This is a genomic window from Rhodohalobacter sulfatireducens, from assembly GCF_022012475.1.
Taxonomy (GTDB): Bacteria; Bacteroidota; Rhodothermia; order Balneolales; family Balneolaceae; genus Rhodohalobacter; species Rhodohalobacter sulfatireducens.
On record NZ_JAKLWS010000047.1, the window covers coordinates 17,511 to 27,750 of the forward strand.

At 39.5% G+C, this 10,240-nt stretch carries 6 protein-coding genes and 1 pseudogene; 4 read left to right on the forward strand and 3 right to left on the reverse strand.

Annotated features, from left to right (window positions below; all coding sequences use genetic code 11):
- Positions 1–11: 11 nt before the first annotated feature.
- The 3 genes from L6773_RS21855 to L6773_RS19980 all read right to left on the reverse strand — a co-directional run bounded on the left by L6773_RS21855 (position 12) and on the right by L6773_RS19980 (position 2,888).
- The gene (locus tag L6773_RS21855) at positions 12–401 is read right to left on the reverse strand and encodes a four helix bundle protein (protein ID WP_369431603.1); all 390 of its coding nucleotides are present in this window, start codon (positions 399–401) and stop codon (positions 12–14) included.
- A 205-nt stretch (positions 402–606) separates the two neighbouring features.
- Positions 607–1,326, reverse strand: coding sequence for an SDR family NAD(P)-dependent oxidoreductase (locus L6773_RS19975; RefSeq protein ID WP_237856382.1), 720 nt, complete (start codon positions 1,324–1,326; stop codon positions 607–609).
- Positions 1,327–1,826: 500 nt separating this feature from the next.
- Positions 1,827–2,888, reverse strand: coding sequence for a LacI family DNA-binding transcriptional regulator (locus tag L6773_RS19980; RefSeq protein ID WP_237856383.1), 1,062 nt, complete (start codon positions 2,886–2,888; stop codon positions 1,827–1,829).
- Positions 2,889–3,336: 448 nt separating this feature from the next.
- Between L6773_RS19980 and L6773_RS19985 the strand changes: the two genes are divergently transcribed.
- The 4 genes and pseudogenes from L6773_RS19985 to L6773_RS20000 form a co-directional block, all read left to right on the forward strand.
- Positions 3,337–6,234 (forward strand): SusC/RagA family TonB-linked outer membrane protein, encoded by a 2,898-nt coding sequence (locus L6773_RS19985; RefSeq protein WP_237856384.1) that lies wholly within the window; start codon positions 3,337–3,339, stop codon positions 6,232–6,234.
- Positions 6,235–6,250: 16 nt separating this feature from the next.
- Complete coding sequence (locus tag L6773_RS19990) at positions 6,251–7,906, forward strand: RagB/SusD family nutrient uptake outer membrane protein (protein ID WP_237856385.1); 1,656 nt, start codon at positions 6,251–6,253, stop codon at positions 7,904–7,906.
- Positions 7,907–8,182: 276 nt separating this feature from the next.
- Entirely contained in the window at positions 8,183–9,685 is a 1,503-nt protein-coding gene (locus tag L6773_RS19995; protein WP_237856386.1) for a sulfatase, read from the forward strand.
- A gap of 77 nt (positions 9,686–9,762) precedes the next feature.
- Positions 9,763–10,240 (forward strand): annotated as a pseudogene (locus tag L6773_RS20000) (hypothetical protein); the annotation flags it as partial.

Consider the following 10,240-nt stretch of genomic DNA (forward strand, 5'->3'; position numbering starts at 1 on the left):
AAGTTTGTGGTTTAAGGTTTATGACGTTTTGAACCCTTATAATTACTCTTATTGAGATAGTTCATGAAGGATGAAATTTTCTTGCTTAGTTTTATGCATCTCTTTAGTGATTCTCTCAATTCCTCCTCCTTGATATATTTGTAGTCAAATGCTCGATACAGTTGAGAGCGAGTTTCTCCGCATGAGCCTCTGGCTATGCTCAAAAATTGAATGAATTCCCTATTTCCACCTCGCTCAAAACCTTCTGCTATGTTATCCATGATTGATCCGGAAGATCCTTTTATCTGATTTTTCAATTTGAAATCATTCCTAAATGGTTTCTTCTGAGTCATTTGAAAAATTACTTTGGAAAGAATCCGTGCTTCCTGCCATATTTCCAGATCTTCAAACTTTTCTATCAAACAACCTTAAACATTAAACCAGAAACCTTAAACCCGCTTTGCGGGAACAAAAAAAACCTTCTGTCGTACGAAGAATCAATGATGGAAATGAAAGAACAATACCCCATAACGATGGAACGAGAATATCAAACATACTGGAGAGGCAACTGGGTTTTTACACTGCCATTTATCATGTTGTTGCTGTACCTTTTTTTGTAGGTAGATGTTAAAGTCTGTCAATGACCCAGTTGGGTGTCAGTTTAATGAGCCATGCCACGAACCGCCACCGACGGGTAATGTATGAGTACGATTTTTTCTTCTCGATATCGGTCAGCATCTGTCGGACTGCCTTCTCTGTTTCCGCAACCCAAAAGAGTCCTTTCTTGCCTTCAATCATTTCACTTTTCACGAAACCGGGTTTAACATCTGTAATAGTGATATCGTAACCTGCACTATTACACCGTTGCCGGTAGGCCTGCATATAAGTTGAAATAAACGCTTTCGAGGCACTGTAGGGTGCTGCCCTCGAGGAACCGAACAAACCGGCGATGGATGAAACCCCTACAATATGCCCGTGTCCTTGTTGTCTGAAATATTGAAATGCCTCCCCAAAAAGTTGAACAAAGCCACTTACGTTCACATCAATTATTTCCTGTTCCATGGAAATAATTGAAGATGCCGGGTAGTTGGAAATACCCGCATTCAATACAATTATATCCATTCCGCCCATCTCCTCTACCAGGGACAGCAGTTTTGAACTGGCCTTCATTTTTTTCACTACATCCATTTCGCGATAGTGGAAATGCTCTCCAAGCTCATCTTTCATTTGCTCCAGTCTTTGAACCCTGCGGCCGGTTCCGCCAACCTTATAGCCTTTTCTAATGGCTTGCCGGGCGAGGGATTCTCCAATCCCGGATGTTGCACCAATAATGATCATCTTCTTCATTTATGAATCAATTTTTGGTAGAATTCAATGTTGGTGTATAACTCCTCATGATGGGTTCAGTTGAAATTGGAACCTGTAATTTTATTTGAAAAAATTTTTACCGTTTAGACTAAAGTAATTCTGAAATAAATAATGCCCTATATCAAGAAAGTTTATCTAAATAATTCTTTGTGATAAAAATTTTTTTAGTGTCTTATAACTCAATTTAGAGTTGTAGTCGTTCGTTACAACTGGAGAATGTCATAATTTTGTTTGAAAGGAAATGGTAATTCTATTGGTATTTTTACATGAATCTTTCTCCGCTCTATGAAGATACATGTGAATCAGAATTAATTTGTGTGGTTTGTTTAAAAGGAATTAAAGTTAAACGAGTTTAATCAAAGATAACAAATCATTTAATGTAGCTTTTTAGAACTGCTAAAGAAGTTTATTTCATTAATAAAATAATTTCAAGCATAGATAGGCAGATATGAGAAATGAATATTTAATGAGAATAAATATTAAGCTTTGATGGGTTCTTGCTTTTTTTGGGATGACTTTCGAACGATTAATTCAGGTACAATCAATTTTCTTTTTGAAGTAAAAGTACCCTCTTTACTATTCATCTGTTCGAGAAATAATCTAGCTGCACAATTTCCCATTTTGATGGTGTGCTGATCCAGAGAAGTTAAAGCCGGTTCAATGACAGATGCGGAAAAGTCATTACTGTAACCAACCAATGCGACCTTATCAGGAATTTTTATATTTTTTTCTTTAAATACCTGAATCGCTCCCATAGCTGCAAAATCACTTGATGAAAAAATTCCATCAGGCATTTCAGGTATTTGTAAAAGAGAACTACCCAACTCTCTGCCTGTACGAAGAATGCTATACGTATCCTGAATTAAATCTGATTCGATGATAAGTTCATCATCAACTGGAATACTATGTTCGCGAAGTGCTTTAATATATCCCTGAAGTCTGTCCTGATAGATTTTAATGTGTTGCTTTCCTGCAAAATGTGCAATTCGAGTACAACCCTGTTCGATTAAATGAGTAACAGCATTATATGCTCCTAAAAAATCATCTGAAACCACATGGTTCACGTCAAATGAATCGATCACTCTATCGTAGAGGACAAGAGGAACCCCTTGCTTCTTAATTTTTTTATAATGGGAGATATCCGTTGTCTCTTTTGCAACAGAAGCAATGATGCCATCCACCCTTACATTTAATAGTGTATCTATACCTGATTTTTCCTTATCAAACTGGTCATCTGATTGACAGATCATCAAATGATATCCTTCCTCTCTTATAATCTCTTCGATTCCTCTTATAATTGAAGCAAAAAATTGACGGTCGGAAGTAGGTACAATTACACCAATAATGTTGCTTTTTCCTTTGCGCAGAGCAGAAGCGATATTGTTGGGCTGATAGTTTAATTTTTCCACCATATCCAAAACGGCCTCCTTGGTTGAATCACTGATTTTGGGATGGTCTCCTAAAGCTCGGGATACTGTTGAAGGGGTTACATTTAACTCTTTTGCTATATCCGAGATGGTTGTTTTTTTCTTTTTACTCATTCAGAAATTTTTTAAAAGTCAATTAATATATCAGAGGTAAATTTTTCACGAGAAGTTGGCAGGTTTAAATAATCATTGTTTAAGTGAATATTAAATGAAGGTCAAAGATTTTTTTGTTTTTTTAATTGATTTTATCGTTATTGATTGTGAATGCAATCGTTTGCATTGGCATACTTAATGGACGTAAGCAATCGAATACAACTATTGATCTAATATCCTATTTAGATTTGTTTCGGGAATAAGCTTAACAATAGTGCAATCGATTGTTCCGCAAAAAAAGTCTCACCTATAAACATAATTAGGTAATCTGAGATTTAAAATAAATAATAATGTTAACCATAACACGGGAACTGTTAATATGGATTTAACAAATACAACCAGTTCTATAAGATTACGTCTCTTCTATCTATTGATAGGAGTTTTTGTAATTGGTATGAACCATTCTTTAATGGCTCAATCACATAATGTAACCGGCAGCGTTATTTCTTCAGATAATGGGGAAGCGCTTCCAGGGGTAAATATCTTAGTGATAGGTACCGAAACAGGTACGACGACCGATTTGAACGGCGAGTTTTCGCTTGCTGCTACATCGGCAGATGATACACTTGCATTTTCATTCATTGGCTATGAACGAGTTGAGGAGCCTATAAATGGACGCACAGTCATAGATATAGCACTGACCCCTCAAGCTATAGCAGGTGAGGAGTTGGTAGTTGTTGGTTACGGCGCTGTTCAGAGGCGTGATATTACAGGTTCTGTTTCTTCCATTTCAAATGAGCAGATCCGTGAAGTACCTATCACGGATGCCGGGCAGGCATTGCAAGGTAGAACACCGGGGGTAGTTGCTCTTTCTTCAGGAAACAGGCCAGGACAAGGAATGACATTGCGTATTCGGGGGAGAAGGTCTCTAACGGCGTCTAACGATCCTCTCTTCGTGGTTGATGGTGTTCCCGTTGAGGGAAATATCAACGATATCAATCCCCAAGACATAGAATCAATGGAGGTACTTAAAGATGCTTCTGCAACTGCAATTTATGGCTCAAGGGGAGCAAACGGAGTTGTTCTTGTGACTACAAATCGCGGTGGAGATTATCCTACACAGGTTTCCTATTCTGGCTATGGAGGAATATCTCAAACACTTGGAACCCCTGATATGATGACTGGTGCTGAGTTTGCCGAAATGAAAAAAATATCTGGTCGTAGCCTCACACCTGCCGAAGAGGATGCTATTACAAGAGGAGTATCCACTGATTGGGATGATCTTTTATTGGAAGATGGATATCAAACCAGTCACCAATTGAGTGTAAACGGTGGTAATGAAAATACCCAGTTTGCAATATCAGGAAATTTCTTTTTTGATAAGGGTGTCATAAGTACTCAAGACTTTAACCGGAATACACTAAGGTTAAATCTGGATCATTCAATATCAGAAAAATTAAGGGTAGGTACCTCTACTCAACTATCTCATCAGGTACAAAACTGGGGTTCTAATCCATATGGAGAGTCATTGGCGACTAACCCACTTGCTGAACCATATAATGAAGATGGAAGTTTAGATCTTAGGCCAGGAGCTGACCCACTGATTTTTAACCCGCTCGCAGATCTTGAAGATGGAGCATACATCGATGAGAGGGAGCGTGCTCGCATTTTTAGTAACGTTTATGCAGACCTAAATATGCTGGAGAATTTAAATTTGCGAGTAAATTTTGGAAGTGATTTACAGGATTGGAGAAGGGGGTTATTCCAGGGAAGTGAAACGGTATCCAGAAATGGTCAGAGTCCCTATTCACAAAAAGATCACGAACGAAGGTTCACTTACACTTGGGAAAATATTCTGACTTACATCCAAGATTTTGGAAATATACATTCTTTGACAGCAACGGGTCTTTTCAGTATTCAGCAATCAAGAACTGAATGGACAAATTTAGGAGTATCTGATCTACCCTATGAGCATCAGCAATTCCATAATCTAGATACAGGAGCCACCGTAGAAGGTTTTGGTAGTGATCTGGAAGAGTGGGGATTGATGTCATACATGGGACGTGTTAATTATCAATTGAAGGACCGCTATCTATTTACGGTAACTGGCCGATATGATGGGTCTTCAAGACTTGCCGATGAAAGCAAATGGGGCTTTTTCCCATCGGCTGCTATTGGGTGGCGCATTTCTAATGAATCTTTTATGGCTGAGCAGGATCTATTCTCTGAGTTAAAATTACGGGTTAGTTATGGAGTAACGGGTAACACCGCTATCGACCCATATCAGACAAGGGGGGGATTAAGCAGAACTGTTTATTCATTTACTGATCAAGCTGGATTTGGATTCCGCCCGAGTGAACTTTCTAACCCCAATTTACAGTGGGAAACTTCTGCAACTGCTAATTTGGGTTTGGATTTTGGTCTCTGGAATGACAGAATTGTAGGTAGTTTTGAGATCTATCAGACTAATACAAAAGATCTGCTTCTTCGAAGGGCTATTCCGATTACTTCAGGTTTTGATTCCGTATTTGAAAATATTGGAGAAACTAAGAATAGCGGAATTGAATTTTCTATCACCAGTCGTAATGTTTCGAATCGTGATTTTAGCTGGAGTACTAATCTAAATCTATTTGCAAACAATGAGGAGATCATTTCTCTATACGGCACAGGAGAAGATGATATTGGCAATGGCTGGTTTATTGGAGAACCGATCACAGTTTGGTATGACTATGAAAAAACTGGTATCTGGCAATCAAATGAAGAAGCACAGGCAGCTGATGTTGGAAGAGAACCAGGGGAAATCAAAGTTGTAGATCAAAATGGTGATGGAAGAATTAATGAAGAGGACCGGAAAATCCTCGGATCGGACATTCCGACGTTAACAGGTTCTATCATTAACAATTTCCGATATAAGAGTTTCGATCTATCGGTTTTTCTGTTTGGAAGTTTTGGTCATACCATTTTCAACAGTTTCAAAGTATCAAATAATACGATGCAGGGGCGATACAATAACCTGGATATTGATTACTGGACTGAAAGTAATCCAACGAATAAAGGTCCCAAACCAGATGGAACCCGAGAAAGTCCACTTAACGGCTCAACTCTGGGGTATATGCCTGGCGATTTTCTTAAGGTTCGCAATATACAGTTGGGTTACAGTTTACCACAGAAGTTACTTGGAAGGGTCGATATACGCTCTGCAAGGATATATGTAAATGCAGAAACACCGTTCGTGTTCTCTCACCTTGAAGATGGTGTTGACCCAGAAATACAAGATCAACAAGCTGATCCCAGCAATGGTGGTGAGATCAATGCCAGAACTCCGAGTAGACGACTGTTTTCCTTTGGCGTAGAGATTAATTTTTAAAAAGTAATCTAATATCATGAAACGATTTAAATATTTTATACCAGTTTTAGTATTGGGAATTCTATTTTTTGCCTCTTGCGATATTTTAGAAGAAGAGGTTGTATCAGGCGTTACCTCTGATACGTTCTATAGTACTCCCGAGGGCTTTGCCGATGCTGTTGATGCATCGTATCAGCCGCTACGAAGCTACTATGGCTCTGAACATGGTGGGAATTTAACAGCAATGGGCACTGATATCATAACAAATGGTGGCCATGGTGGATATCATTATATGAATAACTACGATGCAGAGTTAAATTCGGAGTCATCTCCATTTTGGAGTCTCTGGAGCAACTTCTACCAGGCAATTAACACGACGAACGCTGCGATTAGCAGAGCTCAGAACGTGGATATGCCGGAAGAAGAAAAAAATACCAAGCTTGGTGAAGTACACTTTTTAAGAGCTCACTATTATTTTCTTTTAGTTGAACATTTTGGTGCTGTTCACCTTACACTCGAAGAAACGGAAGGTGTAGAAACAGAGGCTGAACGTAATCCGGAAGATGTAATCTATGAAGCAATTATTAGTGATCTGGAGTTCGCCATTCAAAATCTCCCTACGCAACAGGAAGAGTTTGGAAGAGTAACTGAACCGGCGGCAAAAAATATGCTTGGAGTCGTATTGCTTACCAGAGGGTACAAAGATTTTGCCCAGCCCGATGATTTCTCCAGAGCAGCCGGTCTCTTTCGGGAAATCATTAACAATTATAATTTTGTTCTCTTAGATGACGTCATGGATCCATTTGACCATGACAATGAACAAAATGCTGAAGTAATCTGGTCGGTTCAGTATACACAGGATCCATTGCTCAATGGAGATGGTAATCGCAGTCATTTGCATTACCGTCCATGGTACGAAGTGTTTAATGACGGATTGATTCGTGCAAATGATCCGGGATATGGTCGACCATGGATCCGGTTCAGGCCAACCCAGTTTGCAATGGAAAACTACCGACCTCTCGATGTTGATTCTAGATATAAAAAATTCTTCCAGGACGTCTGGTACTATAATGATGAGGGCGGTCTACCTTCCGGAGCGGCCGTTGGGGATACTGCCATCTGGGTAACGGATCAATTCCTAACTCAGGAAAAGGTGGATGAGCTCAGCTCGAATCTTCCAGGAGTAAACTTAATGACCTGGAATAAAGATAATGAAGATGATCCTTGGTACTGGCACATAAATATGTTTCCCATGATCAAAAAAGTGAATGATTGGAAGCGACCTTCAACGAACTATGCAAATGGTTCAAGAGATTATATCGTCTATAGATTAGCGGATACATATCTTATGACAGCTGAAGCATTACTTCAAGATGGTAGACCAGAAGAAGCGGTAGAATATGTAAATGCCATACGAACTCGTGCTGCATGGCCAGGTATGGAAAACGAAATGATGATAACCGCCGGCGAACTGGATCTTGATTTCATTCTGGATGAAAGGGCAAGAGAACTTTATGCAGAACAGAAAAGATGGCTGGATTTGAAGCGAACTAGAAAACTTGTGGATAGGGTACAAATGTATAATCCAACCGAAGCACAGCAAAATATTCAGGATTATCACATGTTAAGACCGATTCCAGCAAATCAAATTACTCGAACGCAAGCGGGCTATCAACAGAATCCTGGTTATTAAAAAATAAGCTCTTATTGAATGGGGAGGTCATCAAATTAATCCGTTAATTCGACTTCCCCTTTTAATGAAATAGGTCTGAAAAATTACTTGAAGCTTTTATACTAGTTAACTCGAGTATTGTTTAACTAAATAAATGAGTAACCAGTAATTCAATCCAGAATCTCAATACACTAGATAAATGGATCATTGTAGATCCTTTTATTGATTCACTTGAATGATTTAAAAGGGGTTTGTACTGAAAGATGATATGAAGATCCGAAGTACAGATCTATCTGTATGCTTAAAAAAAAACAGAATATATATTCTAAAATCATTTTTCTGTTCTTTTATGGGACAGGTATCATCGCTTGTGAGGGGCATTTACAAGATCATAATCGTTATAATATCCTCTTTATTGCTATAGACGATTTGAATACCGAACTCGGAGTTTACGATAAAGAGTATGTGAATACACCAAATATAGATGAATTTGCATCACAGGGTGTAACGTTTAAAAAACATTATGTTCAGGCAGTCTCCTGTGGTCCTTCTCGTTATGCTTTACTCACAGGTCGTAGTCCCTCAAATTCCGGTGTATCAGCAAACAACCAGGCATTATATGAAGGTGAATCAGCCATGGTTCATCAACTATTAGATGGGGCTCAATCGATGCCAGAGTTATTTGAGAGAAGTGGATACCACACCGTTAATATTGGTAAAATATCACATACACCAGACGGTAAAGCGTATAACTACGATGGGACCGGTGATGGACATCCTGAATTACCGAATGCCTGGGACGAGTTTGCAACGCCTTATGGCCAGTGGGAACGAGGTTGGGGTACCTTTTTTGCCTATGCAAACGGGAAGCATCGAGAAGATGGCAGAGATAATGAAGACCTGATGGAATTTGTCGTGGAAAGGGATGATGATCTGCCCGATGGAATGATGGCTAGCACGGCTATTGAAAAATTAAAAGAGCTCAAAAATCGTGACGAACCCTTCTTCCTCGGTTTGGGCTTTTTCAAACCGCATCTACCTTTTGTAGCCCCAAGAAAAGACTGGGAAGCTGTACAGCATTGGGATATACCACCCGCAAACAATCCCGACCGTATAGATACCCCGTATTGGAACAATAGTGGAGAGTTTTACCGTTACGAAATGCACTTTCCTAAAACACGTCCGCTGGGCCCGGAGGATCGCATGAAAGTACGCAGGGCTTATATGGCTTCTGTTCGGTATGTCGACCGGCAAGTAGGTAGGGTGCTCGATGCACTGGAGCAAGAGGGTATGGCTGATGAGACTATCGTCGTTGTTTGGTCAGATCATGGCTGGTACTTAGGTGAGTTTGAAATGTGGGGTAAACATACGTTGTTTGAACGAGCTTCACATAGTCCGCTCATTATTCGAGCACCCGATATTAAAGAACCGGGACGAAAAAGTAATGCTCTTGTCCAAGCTATCGACCTTTATCCAACACTGGTAGAATTGACAAATCCAGCTTTTCAAAAGACTCATCATCCCCTGGATGGTATCAGTTTAGTACCCGTATTAAATAATGAAACGGATTTCATTCGTGATGGTTCACTCACTTTCTGGAGGAACGCAGTTAGTGTACGCAGTCAAGACTATCGTTTGATCAGTACCTGGAGTAATGAGGATCAAAGCTGGACGGATACAGAGTTATATAATATGTCAATGGCACCAGATCCTGCTACAGATATTTCAGATGAAAACACTGAAATCGTAGAAGAGATGGAAAAAATGCTCAAAATACATCATAACAACAGTGGTAAATAAACCAACTGAAAAGCATTCAAATATTGATCATAACATCAACTTTTTTCAATTATTAATCTCTTAAAGAATACACGCGAATGGTATTTGAAAAGTACTCACAATACGTCTTAAACATACTCATTACCTTACTGTTAATTACGCTGACTTTACCGTCTCTGAATGCTCAACCTCAAGAAATTGCTGAGTTTACAGTACATGCCGGTACTCATGATCGATGGAATACACCTGTTAGTATTTCACTTTCTAATCTTCCCATAGGCGTACAATCCGGTCAAACCCTACAGCTCTATGAAGTCAAAGAGGGACGTGAGCTGGCTGTGAAATCGCAGCTGGATGCCAATGGATATGATCACTCATTGCGTTGGATCTTAAGTGGTAATACACCACCGGGAACATCTCGCACCTATATTCTCAAAAAAGAGGCCGATAATGGATCTGAGGATGATCAAACCAGTGTAACAGTTACTGACAGTGGTGAGGATTTAACCCTGAGAATTGATGGAAAAAATGTATTGAGCTATCGCCATGCAGTAACATCTCCGCCGGAAGGGGTTT